Source organism: Arthrobacter sp. TmtSoilC48 (assembly GCF_059739425.1).
This window is the reverse complement of record NZ_AP046049.1, coordinates 4,502,445-4,523,891: the sequence shown is the minus strand read 5'-3', so window position 1 is coordinate 4,523,891 and position 21,447 is coordinate 4,502,445. Positions and strand designations below refer to the sequence as shown.

The following is a 21,447-nucleotide window of genomic DNA, read 5'->3' as shown; positions in this document are numbered from 1 at the left end:
GGGCGCCCCGCGCTTTACTCCTGAGGGATCTTTTCGCCAGCCTCAACGCGGACATCGATGGAATTTCCGCGGACCGGCATGGGGCAGGTGCCGTAAGGGGTAAAAGCGCTGGGGTAGTTGATGGCGCGGTTGAAATCGATCACCACGGATCCATCCGGGCGTGGGCGGGGGATGAAAACCTTCCGCCATTCATCCGTGGTGTCGCCGTTGGTCTCATCGTGGAACGTCACGTTCAAGGCACCGAGTTTCTCTTCCTCGGCGTGGAGGCGAACTTCATGAGCAACGCCGGGAACCCGGAACACCACTTCCCCGACCGAGCGATGGACGCCATCCACCAAGGGGTTGGCCGTTCCGATGGGTACATCCACCGGCTGGTCATAGGGTTCGAACCGGCCCTGAATCACCCAGTCCGGGCTGTAGTCGTAGGTGGGAACCCCAGCGAAGTCCGTAAAAACGGGCGAGCCCGCGTCCCTGGTCCGGATGGCGTACTTGTCCGCCCGCATCGCAAGCTCCACCACCACCTGCTTCCCGTCCTCGCCGCCGTACTGCACCCACATGAGGGACTCTTCATCCTGCAGGGTCGCCGTCACCGTGCCATCAACGCTTTCCCCGTTCTCAACGAGGGTCAGGCCATCCCCTCTGGTGGCCGTGAGGGTTGCAGTCGTGCCGTCCGTTGACCACAGCCCCGGAGCAAACTCAACTTCCGAGGGCTCCGGCTCGAGCCACTGAAACGAGGTCAGCGTCAGCCAGCCGTGATCGGAGGCCAGTGCTGCATTCCGAGAAGCTCGGAACCGCTCCCAACGGGCAAGCTGGGCGTCTGTTGCAGTGGTGGGCGAGCTCATGGTTCTCCTCGGCAGATGTGAGCGACGGTTGGCGGCTTTGCAATCTCCTCAACTATGCGCCGCCGGTGTGCATTCCCGGAAGCGTGCGCTCCCGGAGGGTGCGCTCCCGCAAGCGTGCGTTCCCGGAGGGCACCGATGGGCCGTGCACCCAATGCACGGCCCATCGGTCGGGTGGTCAGTGCTGTCGACTTGCCGAACGCCGGGCGCCCAGGAAAGCGAGCAACGATCCCAAGGCCAACAGCGCGGCGGCTGCGAAGATGAACGCCGGGCTTTGAGCGCCAGTCGAAGCAAGGGGTTCTGACGCCGTAACTTCTGCGGGCGGAGTGGGCTCGTCGGTCGCTACAGGCACCGCGGTGCTTGTACTCGGCCTGGGTGTTGCCGTGGCGCTGGGTGTGGGTGTTGCTGTGCTGGTGGTCGGCGTCGGCGTCGGCGTCGGTGTTGCGGTGGCGCTGGGTGTGGGTGTTGCTGTGCTGGTGGTCGGCGTCGGCGTGGGTGTTGCTGTGCTGGTGGTCGGGCTCGGTGACGGGGTTGCCGTCGGCGTGGGTGTTGCGGTGGCGCTGGGTGTGGGTGTTGCTGTGCTGGTGGTCGGGCTCGGTGACGGGGTTGCCGTCGGCGTGGGTGTTGCGGTGGCGCTGGGTGTGGGTGTTGCTGTGCTGGTGGTCGGCGTCGGCGTCGGCGTTGCCGTCGGTGTGGGCGTTCCGGTGCTGGGGCTCGGCGTCGGTGTGGGTGTTGCCGTGGGGCTTGCCGTTCCGTCGCCTGTTCCGTCAGCGTGGGTCCGCCGCGTTTCGGCGCCGACAAGGGTTTCTTCACCCGCAATGGTTACGGTTCCGCTGTTGGTGTAGACGTTGAGCTTCCTGTCCGTCACTTTGGTGACGACGAACAGCTCCACCCGTTCACCCTTTGGCAGGCCCGTCCATCGCACCGTTGCTTCGTGGGGAGTGCACTCGACAGTTGCGGGGAATCGCTCGTTGTCCATTGGCTCGGTGATGTTTCCGGAGCTGCTGACAACCCTGCCGACGCGCGGAGTGATGTGGTCGCAATCGATTTCCATGCCAGCGGCGGGCGTGTCCGTCACAACGACGTCGTTTGATTCTGAAGGCATTGGAGGCATGTAAAAGATGGATTCAAGTTCAGTTTGCGGAGCGTCGGCCCACCACATCGACTTGCCCGCCGAAGTAGGGGGAGCGGGATCGCAGTCCTTGGTGCATGGACCGTCGACACGGACAGGCACGCGTACCACTGTTGATCCCACGGTGAAGTTCAGTTCGGTCGTTTCGCCGGTGCCCGGCTGCACAGCATATTGCGTGCTGAAATTACACGTCCCACCCACATTGTTGGGATGTTCCGCCACGAAGTCGGTCAACGTGAAGACCACTTGTCCGGCATCGTTGGCTGCCGCCTTGGCGACTGTTTCGCCGTCGGCGTTGTCAAGATCAAATGACGCGGCACCAAACCAGCGAAGTTCTGGTGGCAGCTGCAGGTTGAAGGTATCGCCCGGTTGCGAGTTGTCAGGGACGGACCACTGACAGGTCAGGTTTACTTGGTCCCATTGGCTCGTAACTACTGAATCCGTGCTGATGGTGACCGCTGCACCCGGGATCACGGCAGCATTGGCTGGCCCTGCCGACCAGGCGAGCCCGAAGGCTGTCATTACGACGGCCAGTAGTGCGGCCACCAGAGAGGCGGACTTTAGATGGAGCTGATTCTTCATGTGTTGGATAGTCCTTCGAATGCGGAAGCGTGTCTCGTCGCATGTGAGTGGCGGCTCGACGCTGTTCGTGACGGCACCAACAGGCTTCACTCACATTGCTTCGGGAAGGTAATCCTGAGGCGCTGGTTCTGAAGGGGAATTTGCCAACGGGAAGAACTGCATGCGCGCGGGTCGGAGGGCTCCTTCACCCAGGCTTTCCATGGCAGTCCTGCACTCCATGAGTTGCCCAAGGTTGCCTGCTGAGAGGGGCAACAGCACGTGGACAGCAGAGTTCTTATACATCGCCGTAGCACCTGTCCCGCGCAGCTGCCGTTGAACAGTTTCTCCGAGCCGCGCCAGAAGGGTCCAGCAATGGCCGCGGCTCTCAAGAGGTTGGGGCAGTGACAGGACCGCTAGAGCGTAAGGGTGGGAACATGCCACCCCAAAAGTGGAGAGTTCGTGGATACGTCGCTGGAAATGGGCTTGCGTGGCCAGCCCCGTCTGAACGTCCGTGCACGAAATCGGCGGTGCAGATTCGGCGGCCTCTGCCCATCCTTCAGCCAAGGATTGGAGAGCCTCGATGTCCATGTTCCGGTCTGCTGCAAGGAAGAGGGCGCGGAAATCCGTCATGGTTTCACTGATACCAACGCCGTTCCGGGCTCGCGCCGCGCCCAAGGATCTTGCTGTAGGAGGTGGAACACTGGCCCGTGTAGCCAGCGACGTCACCACCGAGCGGACCTCGGGCAGGAACCAGTCTGCGGGGAACCGCCAACCATGCTGATAACTGGTGGTCTGCCATCTGCGCATCAACAGGTGTCGGGAAAATGTACATTCAGCGAATGATTTTGTCCGGAACGATGTCATAACCGAATAGTGCGTCCGAATAAGGATTCATGACGAAAACGGGCACGAGGTTCTCTTTAATAAAGGTTCTGTACAAATTCGCGTCATGACTTGAGCTTGATGCCCACTCCGTCTATATGGGCACGATTTTTCATGTTGTGGGGGTGCCTTAAATGGCATCCGGGACAGGTACCGACAACGCTTCCAGCGCAGGAGTTGAGAGCGATGGTCATCTTATCGGGTTGGTGCGCGGCGGTGACATGTCCGCATTCGATGAACTGTATGAACGCCATGTGTCCGTCGCGTCCACAGTGGCCCGGCGAAACGTGGACAATCCAAGCGATGCCGAGGATGTTGTGGCCGAGGCTTTCCAAGCCGTATTGCAGAGCCTCGTTGCGGGACGGGGGCCGGACAACTTCTTCAGGGCCTATCTGCTGTCCACTGTCACCCGCCTGTCACATCATCGGAACCGGAAGGCCGGGCGGTCGCTGCCCAGTAGCGACGACGCCATTCTTGACCGTACGATGCCGGAACCCGATGCCGTAGTCAAAGCCTTCGAATCCCATACGGTGGCAAAGGCATTTCGCGCCCTTCCGGAGCGGTGGCAGGCGGTGCTTTGGTATCTGGACGTGGAAAGAATGAAGCCAGCGGCGGTGGCACCACTCCTGGGTCTGTCCGCGAATGCCGTGTCAGCACTGGCGCTCCGGGCACGGGAAGGCCTGAGGCGGCAATACCTGCAAGCCCACGTGGCGGAAGCACTGGACAGTGACTGCGCTGGATTCGCATCGAAACTCGGTACATTCATTCGAGGAGGACTGTCAAGGATTGCTGAACGCAAGATGCGTCAACACCTTAATGGTTGCTCGAAATGCACCCTTGCCCTCTCGGAACTAAAGGACGTTCAGGGAACCATGAGGGCTGTGCTTATCCCGCTCGTGACCGGCATACCTCTCGCCACCTTGGCAGCTAAGGGTGCCGGACTGGGTGTCTTGGGAGGGCTGGTCCCCATCAAGGCGGCGATAGTGGTGCCGGCTATTGGGCAACCAGCGGTAATGGCCATGGTTGCGGTGGCAGGATTGGGCCTCGCTCTAGGCGCGGTGGGAATCGTTGGTCGCTTGACGCCGGATGTCCCCATGGAGCAGTTGGCCGTTGAAACGAGTTCCTCCCGTCAGGAATCTTTCATCGGGACCCCGGCTCCGGTGCCCACGTCGAATCCAAGCCCGGCGTTGCCCGGTTCGCCAGTTGCGGGTGAGCCGTCACCGTCGAACGTCGCGTCTGAACCGTCCGCCGCCGCGCCCGAACCCTTGGTCGCTGCCCCGGCACCTTCTGGCGTGGAATCCCAGCCGTCGCCTCAACAGTTTGTTCCATCGCCCGTCCCCGCCTCACCAGCTGCAACAGCCCTGCCCGCGTCACTTGTGGCGGTGACAGCGTCGGTGCGGATACCCAAGGACCGTGGTTCCGGCATGACGGCCATGGAGGTGGATTTTGGGATCGGCGGCTCACAGTCCCTGGGGCCGGCCAAAGCCGTGTTCTCAGTAGAAATGGATGCACGGATCCAGGAGAGTTCGCTGCTTGCTCCGGAAGGGTGGTCCTGCTCCATGGAGGGGCGGACAGCCGTCACCTGCATCACAGCTTCGGCACGGCGGAGCGATCTCCATTTTCAGGTTTCCGCCGAATCCAAGCGTAAAAAGGGCGCCGGTGTCCTGACATATTCCTTGAGTGGGAGTGGCCTCGCAGCGGGCGAATTTGTGCACAAATACTGACAGCAAATCACTGCCCGATGCAGCGTCACGAACCTATTCCGCCGGCCACTAACTGAGAGGCAATGCCCCGAGAGGGCAGCCGCTCTTTTGTCTGTGCAATTTAGGGGAAATATGAAAGCAACGTTGTTGGCCGTTGCAGGCTTGCTGGGCACGTTGGCGGCGGTTTGGGCTTTGGCCCCGATCGGTCAAAACTGGTTCGTCCGCAGGTTCAGCTCGCCGCATGGCCTCCGATGGGCCATGGCAAGTTTGGGCGCCCTGTTGCTGCTGTCACTGGTGGGATGCGCAATGGAGCCGGCGCACCGCCCGTGGCTTGAGATCGTAGTCCTTCTCGCAGGAGCCGGGTTGATTGTGGGCTTTCTTGTCGCGCCCGCCTTCAGGATTCATCATGGTGTGGCCTCGCAGCCCCGAAGGGTGCTGGCCATAGGAGCCCACCCTGACGATCTGGAATTGGCTTGCGGTGCCACCCTCGCCAAATTGGCCGATGCCGGCCATGAAGTCCGAACCATGGTGATGAGCTCGGGGGGAAAGGGTGGAGACAGTGCCATCCGTTTGACCGAAGCCGCGTCAGGCTCGGATTTCATGGGCGCCTCCAAAGTCCATGTCCACGACTTTACGGACACCAGCCTCGCCGAACATGGGGATGAAATGGTCCAGGCGATTGAGGTCGTGATGGGCGATTTTCGCCCCGACGTTGTGATTACCCATTCCCGTAACGATTACCACCAGGACCATCAGGCCGTACACAGTGCGACTATGCGGGCATCCCGCCAGCACTCCTCCATCCTGTGCTTCGAGAGTCCTTCATCCACACGGCAGTTCGATCCCAGCGTCTTCGTGGATATCGCGGGGTATGTGGACGTAAAGATTCACGCCGTTGCCATGCACCGGAACCAAAAGGGCAAGCCTTACATGAGTGCAGAAAGAGTACGGAGCCTCGCAGCGTTCAGGGGCTCGCAAGTAAAGACGACATACGCAGAGGGTTTCGAACCTGTTCGGCTGCTTGGCTCTGCCGTAGGGGAGTTCTGATGGTTCGGGTACTCGTAACAGGCGTCGGAGGACCAGCTGGCTCCTCCTTGGCGCGCCAGCTAAGAGAACTGGGACATTGGGTCCTGGGCGTTGATATGCAAGCAGTGAACGGTTCCGCGGCTCACATGGTCGCCTTGGTATCGGCCTCCAGCTCTCCCGACTATCTTTGGGAACTGCGGGGACTCGCGGGCGTCCATGCCATCGATCTTGTGGTGCCCACCGTCAGCGATGAACTCGTCCTGGTTTCCGAAGCCAGGCAAGGCTTCGCTCCTAATGTCGAGGTCGTAATTGCGGACCCCGCACCCGTTCGAACCGCGAATGACAAATTCCTCACCATGAGGTGCCTTGCCAATGCAGGCGTCGCTGTCCCCGATTTCGGGCTGCCCGGCGATTTCGCCTCTGTCAATCAGGCGATGGCGCGGCTAGGGGGATCCCTGGTGGTCAAGCCTCGGATTTCGCGCGGCGGACGCGGGGTGCAGGTACTGGAAAAGGCTGCCGACGGCGGCCGGAACGCCGCCCATGTCTGGTCCTCCTTGGACGATTCCTGGATTGTGCAACGATTCGCGCCTGGAACGGAGTACGCGCCCGTGGTCCTCCACCACAGGCCTGAGCCGGGTCAGGACGATCTTGTGGTGGTGCTGGAGAAGACAGAACTCAAAGAGGGACGCGTGGGCAACGCCGTGTCCGTCAGGAGGATCGAGGGAGCCGGGAGTGCCGACGTTGCTCAATTGGCTGATTCAGCCGTGACCGCGCTCGGGTTGACAGGGCCCATCGACGTGGACGTGCGCCGCCTGCAGGACGGAAGCCCGGTGGTACTGGAGATCAACGCGAGGTTCGGTGCAAATAGTGCGTTCGCGCCCGAACTCCTGGAGAACGTCCTGGGCCGATATATCGCCGGTCGATTGACCGGAAGGCCTGCGTGACACCTCTTGATGCTGCCCTGGCGTTTGTCCAGGTTGGGGGCGTGCTGATTCTCAGTTTCGGTGTGGTCAAAATCGTCTACGTTCCACTGGCCTTGTATTTCAACCGGCTTTACCGTTCCAACTCTGCCAGGCATCGCTATTCCGTCATCACTGACCGGCCCCTGGTCTCTGTGATCGTGCCCGGCTATAACGAGGCCGTGGTGATCACCAGTTGCGTCGAGTCGATACTTGCCAGCCGCTATTTACGCCTGGAAGTGATTCTGGTGGACGATGGTTCCACTGATTCCACCGCCAGCATCATGGCAGGGCTTGCAGATCAATATGATCGGGTCCGGTTTCTCTCCCAAACGAACGCAGGGAAGGGAGCTGCGCTCAACTATGGCATCGCCAAGGCCAAGGGAGACATCCTGATGTTTGTCGACGCCGACGGCATTTTTGCCCCCGACACCCTGACGCGCATGCTGGAGGGTTTTGATCACACCAAGGTAGGAGCGGTATGCGGCGACGACCGGCCGGTTAACCTGAATCGCGTTCAAACGATGATGCTTGCCGTCCTAAGCCACGTCGGGACAGGCCTGGTCCGCAGGGCCTTGTCCTTGCTGCATTGCCTGCCAATCGTCTCCGGGAATATAGGTGCCTTCCGCCGTGACGTAGTCCAACTGGTAGGAGGTTTTCACGAGGACACGCTCGGTGAGGATCTTGAGCTCACTTGGCGTGTCTACAAGGCCGGCTACCGGGTGAGGTTCCAGCCCTCAGCCCTGGTCTATGCCGAGTCGCCGTCAACGATGGGCGGATTGTGGCGGCAGCGCGTGCGGTGGTCGCGGGGCCTGCTTCAGACGCTCCGGATGCATATCGGTATGCTGGGCCGGCGGCGTTACGGGCTGTTTGGCATGTTTCTTTTGTTCAATGCCATCACCATGGTGGTGATCCCTGTGCTGCAACTTGCCATCTTGGCTGTGCTGCCGTTCCTGTACCTCGCTGGTTCTGGTCCGGTACCCGGTGAAGTCCTCGCCATTCTTGGCTGGTTGGGACTGTTTGTGTCCCTGGCGCTAATTGTCTTCTCCATTGGCCTCAACCGTTCATGGAAGGACCTTCGTTTTCTATGGACGCTGCCCCTGTGGCCCCTCTATTCGGTATTCGTTGGCCTGGCTTTAGCCAGCGCAATCATCAAGGAGATCCGCGGCAGCCCTGCCGTCTGGAACAAGTTGCAACGGACGGGCGTCATTTCCGTAACTGCCACAGAATCCGGCCCCCGCTACGAGGCAGGGGTATGAAGGCTTTCGGATCCAGGATGCTGTTTGCCAGGCTAAGTGCTGCCCTGGTGGGCTCCGTTCTCCTTGGCGTTGCATTGACGGGTGTCGCCGTGTGTGGAGCAGAAACGGAGGTTCGTCCGATGGACCGCATGGTGAATCTTGGGTTTGAGGACGTCGTCAACGAGGACCGTTCACCCCTTGTGGACCTGGCGGAACGATTGGAAGCTGTGGACGCCACCGCCGTATCGATCTCCGTCGGACGCACAGATTGGACGGCCTTTCCATGGTCCGGCCAAGCCGGCTCGGCCTCTTATGAGGTTTCCCGCACTGGACGGGACTTCGTGGGGGAGGCGATCTCAGCATTGGCGAAAAGCGGGAAGGAACGGGATGTGATCCTCACGATCGATGTCCTGTTGGACCGTGCGCTGAGTGAGGACCCCTCCCTGGCCGGTCGGAATATCGCTGGTGAGCCATCCAAAGCCTTCGCCAGTGTGTCGTCCCTGCGGCACGGCAAGGCCGGCGCCCGCTTGGCTTCCTTGTCTGCCGCCGTCGCGAAGAAGTACCGGCCCACAGCGGTGAATCTCACGGAATTGATGTTCGATGATTTCACCTTTGGCAGTGATGACTTCGATGACTTCAAAGCCACCACCGGAGAAGATGACTGGCCCAGAAACCATGAAGGCGGGATCGACCAGTCGGATGCCCGGATCAGCACTTGGCGGAGCGAAGCCATGGCTGACATCGTGCGCAGGGTGGCAGCCGCCATCGAACCCTATGGCGTCCGGCTGGAGATGGATGTGCGCTCGCCGCGGGAATCACCGTTGGCGGACCGCTCCGACAGCGGCCATGATTACGTCCTCTTGCTAAAGCAGCTCGACCGGCTCCACGTTTGGGAGTACGTAGGACTTAATGCCGAGCGCTCGCCGCGGACGAAGGACCTCGCAGAAGCCCTGACCCGCCGCGCGGGCTCCCGCATGTCATTGTCCATCGGGCTCTGGTCCGATGACGGCACGATCTCCCCGGAAAGGTTCGAAACGGCTTTGCGTGAGGCTGCCCGGGGCGGCGCCACCTCGGTGTCCGTGACACCGGTAAGCCTCATGACCGACGCGCATTGGGAGGTCTTGCGGAAAGCTTGGGTCCGGTAATTACGGGCTGTCCGGCGCTCATCCCGGGGCGTACCCTGAGCGCATGGGCATGGAATCCGTGATGACGGCAGTAGTAAGCCTTGCACTGATTGTCGGGTCGGTTTGGGCTGGCACACGGCTGGTGCAGAAGGGTGTTTCCGCGAAGGGGGCAACGGGCACACTCGGGAGTGTCCTATCCATGATCGAGCCGGCCACTGGTGCGCCGACCAAAATGGAGGCCGCGGCAGCCCGCGAGGAAATGCGGCAGCGAAGGCACGAGAAATTGGTAGCCGGCCCGGGCACCGCAGAGGTCGGGCTATTCGCCGGGAAGGTGGTCCTGCCGCCGTCGGCCGACATGATAGCCAGGCAGCAATCCGGTGAGGCCAAAATCTGAGACGTATTCCCGAGGTCGAGTCTGGTGCGGGTAAGATCCCGTAGGAAACACTAGTAACCCGGCTCACAGTATCCAGCGCAGTGTACGAGCCAAACCAGATCCCGAAGGTAAGTATTTATGGTTCACACTGCCCATCAAGACACCGATCTCGCTGCAGAACTGCGGGCTGATGTACGCCGGGTTTCCACCCTGTTGGGTGAGTCCCTGGTGCGACAACACGGCCCGGAATTGCTGCAGCTCGTGGAGCAGGTCCGCTTGCTGACCAAGGAATCCAAAGAGGCCGCGCGGGGCGGGGCGGACGCGACCGGTCCATGGAGCGCGCACGACGTCGTAGCCCAGGTCCGCGAGTTGCTTGCCTCCCTGCCTCTGGACCAGGCGACGGATCTGGTTCGTGCCTTCGCGTTCTATTTCCACCTCAGCAATGCAGCCGAGCAGGTCCACCGCGTCCGCGGGCTAAGGACCCGACAGGAGAAGGACGGCTGGCTTGCGAAGGCCGTTACGGAAATTGCCGGCCAAGCTGGGCCGCAGGTCCTTCAGGACGTTGTTAATGAGCTTGACGTGCGGCCCATTTTCACAGCACACCCCACGGAGGCTTCGCGACGCTCAGTGCTGGACAAGGTCCGCAAACTCTCTGACGTCCTGGCCCAGCCCACGGAAGAGGGAACCACTGCCCGACGCCGCCAGGATCGCCAGCTCTCGGAAATCATCGACCAAATGTGGCAGACCGATGAGCTTCGCCAGGTCCGGCCAACGCCTGTGGATGAAGCCCGAAACGCGATCTACTACCTGAACAGCATCCTCACCGATGCCATGCCGGAGATGCTGACCGACCTTTCCGAACTCCTTGCCGAGCACGGGGTGGTCCTGCCCGCCGCAAGCGCGCCGCTGCGTTTCGGTTCATGGATCGGTGGCGACCGCGATGGAAACCCCAACGTTACCGCGGCTGTTACGCGCGAAATCCTGCAGTTGCAGAACCAGAATGCGGTCCGGATCAGTATTGCGCTGATCGACGAGCTGATCTCGGTGCTGTCCAACTCCACCGCCCTGTTCGGGGCCGACCAGGAGTTGCTGGATTCGATCGAGGTGGACCTCAAGAACCTCCCCGGTCTGGATAAGCGCATCCTGGAGCTCAATGCCCAAGAGCCTTATCGACTCAAGCTCACGTGTATCAAGGCCAAGCTCATCAATACGGGGCGCCGCGTTTCCGCCTCGACCTATCATGAGCCCGGCCGGGACTACGCCACCACGAGTGAGCTGCTGGCCGAGTTCGGCCTGCTTGAGGCGTCGCTCCGGAACCACGCTGCGGGCCTTGTTGCCGATGGCGCCTTGGCACGTGTTCGCCGTGCGATCGCAGCCTTCGGCCTTCACCTGGCAACCTTGGACATCCGCGAACATGCCGATTACCACCACGATGCAGTCGGACAGCTCGTGGACCGCCTTGGTACCGAGAAGCCGTACGCCTCTCTGACCCGCGAGGAACGTTTCGAATTCCTCGGTGCCGAGCTGGCCTCACGCCGTCCGCTCTCCGGCCACCCGATCAAACTCGAAGGCACTGCGGACGGCACCTACGACGTCTTCCGGAGCATCCGCCAGGCCCTGCACACGTACGGTCCGGACGTCGTGGAAACATACATTATTTCCATGACCCGAGGCGCCGATGACGTCCTGGCGGCAGCTGTGCTGGCACGCGAGGCTGGTTTGATTGACCTCTTCGGGGCAAAGCCGCACGCCAAGATCGGCTTTGCTCCGCTGCTGGAAACCGTCGAGGAGCTCCGCGCGTCCGCTGAGATTGTGGATCAGTTGCTCTCCGATCCGTCCTACCGTGAACTGGTCCGGCTCCGCGGCGACGTCCAGGAAATCATGCTCGGATACTCCGATTCCAACAAGGAATCCGGTGTCATGACCAGCCAGTGGGAGATCCACAAGACCCAGCGGAAGCTGCGCGATGTGGCTGCCAAGCACGGCGTCAGGGTCCGTTTGTTCCATGGCCGCGGTGGTTCCGTAGGCCGTGGTGGTGGTCCGACGTACGACGCCATCATGGCCCAGCCCAATGGTGTCCTCGAGGGCGAAATTAAGTTCACGGAGCAGGGCGAGGTCATCTCGGACAAGTACTCACTCCCCGAGCTTGCCCGCGAGAACCTTGAGCTATCCCTGGCAGCAGTCATGCAGGGTTCTGCCCTGCACCGGACTCCGCGTACCTCCGAAGACGAGCGCGTGCGCTACGCGAACGTCATGGAAACAATTTCCGATGCTGCCTTTGCACGCTACCGGGCATTGATCGACGACGCCGATCTTCCGGCATATTTCCTGGCGTCCACACCTGTGGAGCAGCTGGGTTCCCTGAACATCGGATCACGCCCTTCCAAGCGGCCCGATTCCGGAGCAGGCCTGGGTGGCCTCCGTGCGATCCCGTGGGTGTTCGGTTGGACGCAGTCCCGTCAGATCGTTCCCGGCTGGTTTGGCGTGGGCTCCGGCCTGAAGGCAGCACGGGAAGCCGGCGACGCTGATCAGCTGATGGAAATGATGGACCGCTGGCACTTCTTCCGTTCGGTGATTTCCAACGTCGAAATGACCTTGGCCAAGACCGACATGGAAATCGCGGGACACTACGTTTCCTCGTTGGTCCCGGAGGAATTTCACCGCCTGTTCCACATGATCCGGGACGAGTACGAGCTCACCGTGGCCGAAATCGAACGCCTCACTGGAGAGATTGAACTTCTGGACGCCCAGCCCACGCTGAAGCGGTCCCTGGAAATCCGTGACCAGTATCTGGATCCCATCAGTTACCTCCAAGTGGAGCTGCTGCGACGCGTCCGCGAGGAATCGGTGTCCGGCGCGGAAATCGATGAACGGCTCCAGCGCGCCATGCTGATCACCGTCAACGGAGTGGCAGCCGGCCTGCGTAACACCGGCTAGACGTTCTCTCACATCCTGCCGGTTTTTCCGGATCGTTCTCTCACATCCGGTCGGTTTTTCCGGAACGCTCTCTCACCCTTCGATATGTCGACGGGGCGGGGGAGCGTTCCGGCTTAAAGCACCTGTGCCGGAGCGTTAGGGTTGTTGGATGCCGTCGTTCCAGACCAAGTTGAAGATCACTGGCCTCAAGCCTGGCAACCCTCCCGAATCAGTCATGGCAGCGGCCATCGAAGCTTTGGAAACCCGCCATCATGTCGAATCGAACCAGCTCGATATCGTGGGAGGAGTCCCGCAGCTCAGCCTCCGCTTCATGGTTGACGCCCGCGATTACACGGGTGAGAACGACGAAGCCCTAACCTCGGCTGCCATGATGCGCGACGCCGTCGAACGCGTGGCGCTGACCGGGAGCCTTTACGTGCTGCGTCGTAGCCGCGGACGCTGGGCGCCGATTTAGGCTGGCGTCACTCCGGCTGCGGCAGGTCGCCGTCGAACGGTTCATCCACAGGGGAACGGCTCCCGCGCCGCCGCGTCACGATCAACCCGACCACCACACCTATGACCAACCCGACGCCCACTCCAATTAGTGAGCTGGCCCAGAACGGCAGTTTGGTTGCAGAGCCTGTGAAGTAGCCCAGGCCCACCTGCCAGACCGCCCACAGCACTGCGCCCAACCCGGCGCAGAGGCTGAAGCCGCGGGCCGAGACGTTGGCGATTCCAGCTGCGGACGAGGTTGCGAGCCTGCCGCCAGGGACGAACCGGGCGCCGATAATGGCGCCGTAGGTGGAGGATCGGCCTGCCTTGGCGATAGCCTCGTGGATTCCACGGTGGACTTTCCGGCCCCATCCCCAGCGATCAAGTACATGGCTCACCCGCCGCTTGAACAGCACGTAGACTGCCATGTCTCCGAGCCAGGACGCGAAGGCTGCGAGTAGGAGGATGAGCCAGAAATTGGCGTGGCCGTCGGCCGCCAGCGCACCGCCGGTGATGACCACCATTTCGGACGGGATCGGTGGGAAGATGGCATCGCCCAGCACGATGGGAACGATCCACAAGTAAATTGCGGATCCCCACGTCTCGGGGGCGATGAAGTCCATTGGCACAAGGTACCGCACTTGCCGCCATGGCCGCTCGGCGGGAGACTGGCGCAATGCAGATCGAAATCATGCACGGGGACATCACCACGCGCGATGTAGATGCGATCGTCAACGCCGCCAACTCTTCACTGCTCGGTGGAGGGGGAGTGGACGGTGCGATACATCGGGCCGCCGGGCCGGAACTGCTGGAGGCCTGCCGCGAGGTCCGTCGCACCAAAGTGCCGGACGGCCTGGCTGTTGGCGCCGCCGTCGTGACTCCCGGATTCAGGCTCCCGGCGCGCTGGGTGATTCATACCGTGGGTCCCAACCGGCGTGCCGGCCAAACCGATCCTGCTCTGCTCGCCTCTTGCTTCCGGGAAAGCCTGAATGCGGCCGTGGAGTTGGGTGCACGGTCTATCGCTTTTCCCGCGATCAGCGCTGGAATCTTTGGTTGGGATGCCCGGGAGGTCGCGGAAGTAGCGTTCGAAGCCGTGAGTTCGTTTTCATCTGGGTCTGCAGATGATGCCGGGACGGCCAGCGGCCTTGAGTTGGTGGAGTTCGTCCTGTTTTCGGAGGATACGACGGCGGTCTTCCGGTCCGTGTTCAGTTAGTTGGGCGAGCGTCGAGTAATCAGGTGGGCGCGCATGCGGTGCAGTTGGGGCATGAGGCCGTAGATGACGATCGGGACAGCGATGGTGGCCAGGATGAAGGTGCGCAACACAGGAGCCAGGGTCGCGAGCCATTCGCCGAGCACCGCATTGATCGCTACGAGGGTCGGGAATACAGCGAGCCAGATCATTAGCGCAAGTTGGTGCTTGTTTGGCGGCGGGACCTTTACGGGTGTGGTGGGGGCTGCAGGCTTTGTCATTGGTGCTCCATAATTCTGTTGAGGAGGTTTGCCGGGTCAAAGACCCAGGTTGAAGGTTCGGACGGCGTTTCGGATGTCCTCATCTACGAGGTCGGCATTGATGGCTATGCCCGAGGCGGAGCCTTCACCGGCGGCGGTGATGACCTGGGCTCGGGGGTTTGCAACATTGCCGGCGACCCATACGCCGGGAATGGTTGTTTGTCCGTGAACGTCCGTGACAGGCCAGCCGTTTTCGTCGATTTCGCAGCCGAGGCGAACGGGAAGCTCGTTGTTTGGGGCAAAGCTGGGCGGCACGAACAGTGCCTTGCGGGGGACAACGCGGCCGTCATCCATTTGGATTCCGGATAGCTGGCCGTTCTCGACCAAGACGCGCTCCACTTTGCCTTCGACGATGCCGATGGATCTGGCGACCAGTTGGGAGCGCTGATCGACCGAAAGAGTGTCAGCGGGCGTGAACAGCACTACGTCTTCACTCCATTGGCGGATGATCTGTGCGTAGCGGATTGTGTCCTGAGAGCCACCCAGGACGCCCAACGCTTGGTCACGTACCTCGTAGCCGTGGCAGTACGGGCAGTGCAATACGTCGCGGGCCCATCGCTCCCGAAGTCCTGGTATGTCCGGCAGCTCATCAGTGAGGCCAGTTGCGATCAGCAAGCGTCGGGCGGTAACCCGTTGGCCGTGTGCCAGCAGAACCGAGAACGCGGACTCTCCGCATTGCACGATCTCGCTGACAATGGCGTTCAGGATCTCGCCCCCATATCCCTTGACCTCGTTCCGTCCTGCTGCCAGAAACTCTCCAGGGGGCATGCCGTCACGGGACAGGAACCCTTGCATGTGGGCAGCGGGAGCGTTGCGCGGCTCCCCGGAGTCCACCACGAGAACGTTCCGGCGTGCCCGTGACAACACCAGTGCCGCGGACAGGCCGGCAGATCCGCCGCCGATAATGATTACGTCATAGTCGCTCATGTCTTCAAGGCTCCTTGGACTTCCCTACTTCGACAACAAACGTTGCTGTTTTCGGGAATCTGACGTTGGATGGGGCCATGGATGACAGTGCAACAGTGATCGCATCGGCGCTTGATCAGGTCGGCTCCAGGCTCAAACGATTGCGTAACCAGCGCAATGTGACCCTGACCAGCCTCGCTGCTATGACCGGCATTTCGAAAAGCACATTGTCCCGGCTGGAGACGGGGCAGCGCCGCCCCAGTTTGGAACTGCTCCTTCCGCTGGCGCACGCCTACCATGTGCCCCTGGATGATCTGGTCGGCGCTCCGGACGTTGGAGACCCCCGGATACGCCTCAAACCACGGCAGGCAAACGGGCGGACAGTAGTTCCGCTGACGAGGCACCCCGGGGGAGTCCAGGCCTGGAAGATCGTCATCCCCAACTCGAAGATCGAGCCTGAACTCAAGACCCATGAGGGATACGAGTGGCTCTATGTTCTCTCCGGCCGTATGCGGCTCGTTCTGGGTGACCATGACTTAACACTTGGGCCCGGTGAGGTGGCTGAGTTCGACACCCGGGTGCCGCACTGGTTCGGCAGTACGGGCGACCAGTCTGCGGAAGTGCTGAGCCTCTTCGGGCAGCAGGGGGAACGGATGCATGTCCGTGCCAAGTCCAGCCGGGAGCAAGGGCGCTAGCCCAGGCGCAGATCAGATTGGGATGGTGCCCGGAGGCGGGGGACTCAGTCGAGTGCTTCGCTGAGCTCCAGCCGGCTACGGTATTCCACGGGCTTGTTGGTGATCGGATCCACGAAGGTGATGCCGCGGGCCAACAACTGAAGTGGCTTGCTGTAATCGTCCGGGGCTTTGTCCAGCAGGTCCGGGTAGAAGGCGTCGTTGACAATGCCCAGACCCAGCGAGGCCATATGCACGCGGAGCTGGTGCGTCTTACCGGTGTGCGGCTCCAGTCGGTACAGCGCGCGCTGGTGAGTACCGGCGTCGAACGTTCTTGTCTGTTCGATGCGCGTTTCCGCGTTCGGCAGGCCATCGATAACTTCGGCGAGCAGATAGCTGCGGGACTTGGTCATGCGGTTGCGGACCACTGTGGGGAACTCGACGGCGGGATAGCCTGCGGCGGGCGTCGCGGCGGACACGCACTCGTATTCCTTTTGGACTAGTCGCTTCTCGAAGAGGACTTGGTATTTTCCGCGCGTCTCCGGGTTGGTAGAGAGCAGCAGGATGCCGGCGGTCATCCGGTCGAGGCGGTGCATGGGGATGAGATCCGGGAGATTCAGGAGGTTCCGGAGCCGGACCAGCGCGGATTCCTGGATGTACGTCCCGCCTGGAGTGGTGGGGAGGAAGTGTGGCTTGTCCACCACGAGGATGTGCTCGTCCTGGTGGAGGATGTTGATTTCCACGGGCAGCCGCGTTTCGGGCGGGAGCGTGCGGTAGTACCAAATGAAGGTGTGGTCTTCGAGTTTTGTCCCGCGGTCCAGGGGTACGCCGCCCTCGCCCACGATTTCGCCGGCATCGAACCGGTCCTCGATGCCCTGCGGATCAATGTGTCCCCAGCGATGCATCATGTAGTCCATCGCGGTGTCCCACGGCCCGTCATCCGGGAGGCGCAGGCGGGTCGCGTTTACGCCGTCGCGCACGGGAAGGGGGGACTGCATCACCGGACAATTCTACTGTGGCCCGACATCGCAGTCGCAGACCGACGATAAAAAAGTTCTTGACAATAAAATTTGTCGGTAGGCATACTGGAAGCATGTTGGACATCGAAGTGATTGAGGACGCAGCCGCGGCAGAGGCGTCGTTGGATCCGATCCGCACGCGCATTCTGCAGGAGCTCGCCGAGCCTGGGTCGGCCACTCAACTGGCCGCCAAGGTAGGGCTACCCCGGCAAAAGGTCAACTATCACCTCAAAGCCCTCGAGCGGCATGGCTTGGTGGAGCTTGTGGAAGAGCGCCGGAAAGGCAACGTCACCGAGCGCGTCCTCCAGGCGACGGCGGCCTCGTACCTGATCTCGCCCGTCGCGTTGGCTTCGGTAGCCCCGGATCCGCAGCGTTTCGCCGACAGGTTCTCCGCCTTCTGGCTCCTGGCGCTCGCCTCCCGCACTGTCCAGGAAATGGGCAAGCTCATTTCGGGTGCGGCCGCGGCCAAGAAGAAGCTCGCGAGCTTCGCGATCGACGGCGAAATTACTTTCCGATCAGCTGCGGACCGCGCCGCTTTCGCTGAGGAACTCGGCGTAGCGGTCACGCGCCTCGTCGATAAGTACCACGACGGCGGTGCTACCGCAGTGGCGGGCGGCGCACGAAAGCACCGGCTCGTCGTCGTACTTCATCCCACCCTCAAGACCCCGTCAACGGAAAAATCAGCAGAAAAGGAACAAGGCAATGACTGACAACCGGAAATTCGAGATCGTGGCGGACACCGAACTGCCGGGCACTCCTGAGCGTGTGTGGCAGGCGGTCACCAAGGACACGGCGGCCTGGATGTTTCCCACGGACCAGTGGCCCGATGTGAAGACCGTAGAGGAATTCCCCAACCATCTTGTGTCGCGGATGGAAGGTCCCAACGGTTGGTTCAACCAGTTGGAGCATGTCCTGGAGCCTGTGGAGGGCGGCCGGGCAAAGCTCCACTATGTCCACAGCGGCATCTTTGACGACAACTGGGACGAACAGTACGACGGCGCCAGCAAGCACACGGAGTTTTACCTCCACACACTGGGCCAGTATCTGCAGTACTTCGATGGGCAGCCAGTGGTCTTCACGGATATCCAGGCGCCTGCTTCGTCGCAGACTCCCGACGGATTTGTGCAGCTGAAAAAGGCCTTGGGCGTGGATGGCGTGGAAGCCGGTACGCCATTTGAGGTGGACGTCGACGGCGTAGGCCGGCTGAGTGGGGAGGTGGACTTCTCCAACGAGAACTTCGTGGGCCTGCGCACCGGAGATACGCTCTTCCGATTCTTCGGTAGGAACGCTTTTGGTGCACCGGTAGGAATGACCGTGCATGAATTCGGTGGCTCGGGGGACTCCGAACTGACGGCGAAGGCGTGGGGTGCGTTCCTGGAGAAGGTTTACGCGTAGGGGTTTCCCGCCCAACTGACTGGCAGTAGTTGTTGTTCCCAGCGCTGGGAACAACAACTACTGCAAGTCAATTTGCGTTTACGGGGCCCACGCGCGGGCGACACCGTCCAATGCTGCCTCGTAGATTCCCGCCCAATCCGTGCCCTGGTTGTCCACTTGCGCCAGTTCCAGGCTGACCAAGCCGTGAACTTGCCCCCAAATCGCCATGGCCACGGTAGCGGGGTCGTCTTGTCGGAGCCCTCCCGCTTCCTGCGCCTTGGTGACCGCCTCCACCAGGGGAAGCATGGAGGCTGAGGCGACTTCCGGCGTCGGGCTGCAATCCACATAGGCCGCCAGTGCGCCGCCGAACATCAGCCGGTAAAGGGCTGGATGCTGCAAGGCCCACTCGCGGTATGCGCTGCCCAGGCCGCGGAGTCCGTCTTTTGCCGCAGCCTGCTGGGACTCCCCAAAGGAGCGAAAACCGTCGTCGACGGCGGCCGTCAGGAGTTGCGCTTTCCCGCCGAAGAGCGAGTAGATCGCAGAGGTGGACGTGTCTGCGGCTGTGGCAACATCGCGGAGAGTGACACGTGCGGGGCCTTCACGGTCCACAAGTTCGGCGGTCACTTCAAGGAGCCGTTGCTGGACGTGCTGATCGTGAACTATGGGTCTTGCCATACGTCCAAGTGTTTCATAACATTGTTTCATAACAACGTTATGAAACCAGGAATCCCGAATTCCCCACCAAAGGAGTGACATGGCACAGGAGATCTTTCCCGGACGCTTCACGGCGGACGTCGGGCGCGAAACAGTGACTGTCTTCCTGATCGGGATGCGCGCCAACCGGTGGTGGAAGATGGGCAAAGTGGGACGGGTGGCATCAGCCATGCCTACGATGATGCGACATCTTGCCGCCAATCCCGAGGCAGGGTTGCTCGGCAGCGAGCAGTGGTTTGGGCGCACCACCATCCTGCTCAGTTATTGGGAAAGTCCTGAGCATCTGAGGCGCTTTGCCGTGGACCGCGATTCGCCACACCTGGGGCCATGGCGGAAGTTCATGAAGGAAATTGCCGGCAGTGGCGACATCGGGGTCTGGCACGAGACGTACCAGGTACCGGCGTCGGGCATTGAAGTGGTGTACAACGGGATGCCGCTTTTTGGCCTGGCCAAGGCAACTTCCCATGTTCCCGTCGGCCCGGGCAGCAATACGGCGAAGCAGCGCATGGGCTCAGCCGCCCGGACCTCAACGGCGGGCGCCTAGGCGATTGCGACGGCGGCCGGCCGCTCGGTCTTCAGGGTCCGGCGGAGTTGGGGCGAGGCGTCGAGCTTCTGCTGGGCGGCATGCAGTCCACTGACGGCGAATTCGAGTTGCGCGGGCGGCAGGGTGTAGGGGACGCGCAGGTAATGCTCGAAAGCTCCGCCGACTCCGAAGCGCGGTCCGGCCGCCAACCGTAGCCCGAAATCCGGCGCCAGCACAGTGAGGGCGGTGCTGCAGGCGCTGGGCAGGCGGCACCAAACCGTGAGCCCGCCGCGGGGCCGTTCCACTTCCCATTCCGGCAGGTGTTCTGCAAGCAAGGCCAGCAGCGATTCCCGATTGTGCCGCAACTGGTCCAGGCGGGCGTCGAGCGGTTCCGCGAAGGACCTGACCAATCGTGTGGCGGCCAACTGCTCAACCACTGGTCCGCCCAGGTCCATGGTGGTCCGCGTCGCCACGAACCGGGTGATCATCTCCTCCTCCGCCCGGATCCAGCCCGTTCTGAGTCCCGCCCAATGGGATTTGCTGAGCGAACCGATCGAAACCACGCTGGGACTGAAGGCGGACATCGGCGAGGTCCGGACGCCGTCGAGGTTCAACCCCCGCAACGTCTCGTCCACCACCAGAACTGTTCCGGCGGCAGCAGCCGCCCGGGTCAAGCGGCGGCGCTGCAGGTCCGACATGATGCGCCCGGTCGGGTTGTGGAAATCGGGCACAAGGTAGGCCATTGCGGGGCGCTGATGGTTCATTGTGGAGACCATCGCATCAACGTCCCAAGCAGGTGAGGCGTGGGGCGGTAACGCCACGGGCAGCACTTTGCAGCCGGCTGCCCGGATGGCGTCCAAGGCATTGGGATACGTGGGGTGTTCCACCAGAACTCTGTCCTGCTTTCCCACCAGCGTATGGAGAACGATGTTGAGGGCGTGCTGTGCGCCGGACGTCACCAGGATCTGATCCGGGGTGGTGGGCACACCTTCCGAGGAGTATTTCCCAGCGATCGCCTGACGCAACGCCTGAACTCCAAGGGCGTCGTACCCGAAGCCGGGGAGCAACGCAGGCAGTTCGGTGAGGGCGTCAGCGAATGCCCGGTGGACAACTTCGCCGGCGGCCGGAAGTGACGCGTAGGCCAGGTCCAGGAGTCCCTCGGGCGCGGCAAGGCCCGGAATGCTCGCAGGTGCGGCGCGGTGAGGGATGCTCGTCCTGCCACGGCTGCCTTGGCCGGTGGTGAGGAAACCTTGCTCGCGCAGGCTCGCATAGGCCGCGGTGACAGTGGTGCGGCTTAGGCCCAGGGTCTGCGCCAGCGCCCGCTCGCTGGGGAGCGCGACGTCAAGCGGGATGCGCCCATCCATGACCAGCAAGCGCACGACGTCGGCCAACTCGCGGTAGGCGGGCAGGGCGCCATTGTTCCAAGAGCCCAGGAGGCGGACGAGTGCGGTGGGATTCAGTGAGCCGGGCATGGGACCAGTATTCC

22 protein-coding genes are annotated in these 21,447 nt (G+C 61.9%); 13 read left to right on the top strand and 9 right to left on the bottom strand.

The genetic code is table 11. From position 1 onward, the window contains the following. Positions 1-14: 14 nt before the first annotated feature. The 3 genes from AC6I97_RS20770 to AC6I97_RS20760 all read right to left on the bottom strand — a co-directional run bounded on the left by AC6I97_RS20770 (position 15) and on the right by AC6I97_RS20760 (position 3,339). A complete protein-coding gene (locus AC6I97_RS20770) occupies positions 15-842 on the bottom strand; it encodes a DUF1684 domain-containing protein (protein ID WP_497946595.1) in 828 nt (275 codons plus the stop codon). 175 nt (positions 843-1,017) lie between these two features. Then, positions 1,018-2,553, bottom strand: a complete 1,536-nt coding sequence (locus tag AC6I97_RS20765; RefSeq protein ID WP_497946594.1) for an Ig-like domain-containing protein — start codon at positions 2,551-2,553, stop codon at positions 1,018-1,020. A gap of 90 nt (positions 2,554-2,643) precedes the next feature. Continuing rightward, positions 2,644-3,339 carry a hypothetical protein gene (locus AC6I97_RS20760; protein WP_497946593.1) on the bottom strand — a complete coding sequence of 232 codons (696 nt, stop codon included), beginning with the start codon at positions 3,337-3,339 and terminating at the stop codon, positions 2,644-2,646. 209 nt (positions 3,340-3,548) lie between these two features. Here AC6I97_RS20760 and AC6I97_RS20755 point away from each other — a divergent pair, with 209 nt between their 5' ends. The 8 genes from AC6I97_RS20755 to AC6I97_RS20720 all read left to right on the top strand — a co-directional run bounded on the left by AC6I97_RS20755 (position 3,549) and on the right by AC6I97_RS20720 (position 13,228). Then, positions 3,549-5,138, top strand: a complete 1,590-nt coding sequence (locus tag AC6I97_RS20755) for a sigma-70 family RNA polymerase sigma factor (RefSeq protein ID WP_224166423.1) — start codon at positions 3,549-3,551, stop codon at positions 5,136-5,138. Between the two features lie 111 nt (positions 5,139-5,249). Next, the gene (locus AC6I97_RS20750) at positions 5,250-6,164 is read left to right on the top strand and encodes a PIG-L deacetylase family protein (RefSeq protein ID WP_497946589.1); all 915 of its coding nucleotides are present in this window, start codon (positions 5,250-5,252) and stop codon (positions 6,162-6,164) included. 95 nt (positions 6,165-6,259) lie between these two features. Next, the gene (locus tag AC6I97_RS20745; RefSeq protein WP_497946587.1) at positions 6,260-7,087 is read left to right on the top strand and encodes an ATP-grasp domain-containing protein; all 828 of its coding nucleotides are present in this window, start codon (positions 6,260-6,262) and stop codon (positions 7,085-7,087) included. Then, on the top strand, positions 7,084-8,361 hold the full coding sequence (locus tag AC6I97_RS20740; protein WP_497946585.1) for a glycosyltransferase family 2 protein: 1,278 nt from the start codon (positions 7,084-7,086) through the stop codon (positions 8,359-8,361). Before AC6I97_RS20745 ends, AC6I97_RS20740 begins: the two co-directional genes overlap by 4 nt. Beyond that, the gene (locus tag AC6I97_RS20735; RefSeq protein ID WP_497946583.1) at positions 8,358-9,485 is read left to right on the top strand and encodes a hypothetical protein; all 1,128 of its coding nucleotides are present in this window, start codon (positions 8,358-8,360) and stop codon (positions 9,483-9,485) included. The genes AC6I97_RS20740 and AC6I97_RS20735 overlap by 4 nt, the downstream gene beginning before the upstream one ends. 43 nt (positions 9,486-9,528) lie before the next feature. Then, positions 9,529-9,858 (top strand): hypothetical protein, encoded by a 330-nt coding sequence (locus AC6I97_RS20730; RefSeq protein WP_497946581.1) that lies wholly within the window; start codon positions 9,529-9,531, stop codon positions 9,856-9,858. Positions 9,859-9,975: 117 nt separating this feature from the next. After that, on the top strand, positions 9,976-12,774 hold the full coding sequence (ppc, locus tag AC6I97_RS20725; RefSeq protein ID WP_309931174.1) for a phosphoenolpyruvate carboxylase: 2,799 nt from the start codon (positions 9,976-9,978) through the stop codon (positions 12,772-12,774). A gap of 148 nt (positions 12,775-12,922) precedes the next feature. After that, on the top strand, positions 12,923-13,228 hold the full coding sequence (locus tag AC6I97_RS20720; protein ID WP_224094314.1) for a hypothetical protein: 306 nt from the start codon (positions 12,923-12,925) through the stop codon (positions 13,226-13,228). 7 nt (positions 13,229-13,235) lie between these two features. Here AC6I97_RS20720 and AC6I97_RS20715 read toward each other — a convergent pair whose 3' ends face one another. Beyond that, a complete protein-coding gene (locus AC6I97_RS20715; protein WP_224094316.1) occupies positions 13,236-13,868 on the bottom strand; it encodes a DedA family protein in 633 nt (210 codons plus the stop codon). Positions 13,869-13,921: 53 nt separating this feature from the next. Between AC6I97_RS20715 and AC6I97_RS20710 the strand changes: the two genes are divergently transcribed. Next, positions 13,922-14,458, top strand: a complete 537-nt coding sequence (locus AC6I97_RS20710) for an O-acetyl-ADP-ribose deacetylase (protein ID WP_497946577.1) — start codon at positions 13,922-13,924, stop codon at positions 14,456-14,458. Here the strand turns inward: AC6I97_RS20710 and AC6I97_RS20705 are convergent. After that, on the bottom strand, positions 14,455-14,715 hold the full coding sequence (locus AC6I97_RS20705; protein ID WP_497946574.1) for a hypothetical protein: 261 nt from the start codon (positions 14,713-14,715) through the stop codon (positions 14,455-14,457). The genes AC6I97_RS20710 and AC6I97_RS20705 overlap by 4 nt on opposite strands. Positions 14,716-14,751: 36 nt before the next feature. Beyond that, positions 14,752-15,681, bottom strand: coding sequence for an NAD(P)/FAD-dependent oxidoreductase (locus tag AC6I97_RS20700; protein WP_497946572.1), 930 nt, complete (start codon positions 15,679-15,681; stop codon positions 14,752-14,754). A 77-nt stretch (positions 15,682-15,758) separates the two neighbouring features. Here AC6I97_RS20700 and AC6I97_RS20695 point away from each other — a divergent pair, with 77 nt between their 5' ends. Beyond that, a complete protein-coding gene (locus AC6I97_RS20695) occupies positions 15,759-16,355 on the top strand; it encodes a helix-turn-helix domain-containing protein (RefSeq protein ID WP_497946569.1) in 597 nt (198 codons plus the stop codon). A gap of 44 nt (positions 16,356-16,399) precedes the next feature. On the opposite strand, the gene AC6I97_RS20690 is transcribed toward AC6I97_RS20695, so the two are convergent. Further along, positions 16,400-17,329 (bottom strand): pseudouridine synthase, encoded by a 930-nt coding sequence (locus tag AC6I97_RS20690; protein WP_497947249.1) that lies wholly within the window; start codon positions 17,327-17,329, stop codon positions 16,400-16,402. A 95-nt stretch (positions 17,330-17,424) separates the two neighbouring features. Here AC6I97_RS20690 and AC6I97_RS20685 point away from each other — a divergent pair, with 95 nt between their 5' ends. Then, entirely contained in the window at positions 17,425-18,060 is a 636-nt protein-coding gene (locus tag AC6I97_RS20685; protein ID WP_497946567.1) for an ArsR/SmtB family transcription factor, read from the top strand. Beyond that, complete coding sequence (locus tag AC6I97_RS20680; RefSeq protein WP_497946563.1) at positions 18,053-18,745, top strand: SRPBCC family protein; 693 nt, start codon at positions 18,053-18,055, stop codon at positions 18,743-18,745. Before AC6I97_RS20685 ends, AC6I97_RS20680 begins: the two co-directional genes overlap by 8 nt. 78 nt (positions 18,746-18,823) lie before the next feature. On the opposite strand, the gene AC6I97_RS20675 is transcribed toward AC6I97_RS20680, so the two are convergent. Further along, positions 18,824-19,399 carry a TetR/AcrR family transcriptional regulator gene (locus AC6I97_RS20675; RefSeq protein ID WP_497946561.1) on the bottom strand — a complete coding sequence of 192 codons (576 nt, stop codon included), beginning with the start codon at positions 19,397-19,399 and terminating at the stop codon, positions 18,824-18,826. A 79-nt stretch (positions 19,400-19,478) separates the two neighbouring features. Here AC6I97_RS20675 and AC6I97_RS20670 point away from each other — a divergent pair, with 79 nt between their 5' ends. Further along, positions 19,479-19,982, top strand: a complete 504-nt coding sequence (locus AC6I97_RS20670; RefSeq protein WP_497946558.1) for a DUF4188 domain-containing protein — start codon at positions 19,479-19,481, stop codon at positions 19,980-19,982. On the opposite strand, the gene yczR is transcribed toward AC6I97_RS20670, so the two are convergent. After that, positions 19,979-21,433, bottom strand: coding sequence for a MocR-like transcription factor YczR (yczR, locus tag AC6I97_RS20665; protein ID WP_497946556.1), 1,455 nt, complete (start codon positions 21,431-21,433; stop codon positions 19,979-19,981). The genes AC6I97_RS20670 and yczR overlap by 4 nt on opposite strands. Between the last annotated feature and the right edge of the window lie 14 nt (positions 21,434-21,447).